The sequence below is a fragment of the Protofrankia sp. Cas8 genome (assembly GCF_963555845.1).
Classification (GTDB): Bacteria; Actinomycetota; Actinomycetes; order Frankiales; family Frankiaceae; genus Protofrankia.
Genome location: NZ_CAUVXI010000098.1, coordinates 1 through 728 on the forward strand (window position 1 = coordinate 1; position 728 = coordinate 728).

Annotated in this window: 2 protein-coding genes; both read left to right on the plus strand. The window is 70.6% G+C overall.

The genetic code is table 11. The annotated features are described in order from the left end of the window. Window positions 1–505 (plus strand): transposase (locus tag U9977_RS15190; protein ID WP_322749911.1); only part of this gene is annotated, 505 nt, incomplete at its 5' end. Next, the coding region (locus tag U9977_RS15195) for a transposase (RefSeq protein WP_322749912.1) at window positions 477–728 on the plus strand (252 nt) is incomplete at its 3' end. The genes U9977_RS15190 and U9977_RS15195, both read left to right, overlap by 29 nt.

The window sequence follows — 728 nt, forward strand, 5'->3', positions numbered from 1 at the left end:
ACTGGTGTACGGCCTGCTGGCACAGACACGGAAACGAACAGTCTGCGGCATGCTCACGGGCGCCGGGCTGTCCCGGGTATGGCCCCATCACCCGGCCCACCGGTTCTTCTCCCACGCCGTCTGGTCCCCCGACCAGCTCGGCCTTGCCCTGGCCCACCTCGTGGTCACCCTCCTGGTACCGACCGGCGCCGTGACGGTAGCCGTCGATGACGCTCTGTTCCACCGGTCGGGGAAAAAGGTCTGGGCGGCCGGCTGGTTCCACGACGGCTCCGCGACAGGCTCCACCACGGTCGGATTCGGTAACACCTGGGTCCTCGTCGAGATCGTGGTCCGACTCCCGATGCTCGACCGGCCGGTGTGCCTACCCGTCCTCGCCCGCCTCGCCCGGACGAACACCATGTCTCCCCTCCCGGCTGCGGCTGGCCCGCCAGATGGTCACCACGCTGGCCGCGGCGCTCCCCGACCGCAGCCTGCACGTGGTCGCCGACGCCGCCTACGCCGGTAAGGAGCTCCGTGCCCTACCCGCCCAGGTGACCTGGACGACCCGGCTGCGGGTCGATGCCGCCCTGTACGACCTGGCCCCACCGCGCACCGGCCGCCGGGGCCGGCCCCGGTCCAAAGGAGCGCGGCTGTCGAGCCTGACCGCGCTCGCCGCACAGGTGTCGTTCGCCCGACCGGCTGAGATCATTCACCGGTATGCCGCTCGCTGGTCGATCGAAGTCATGATT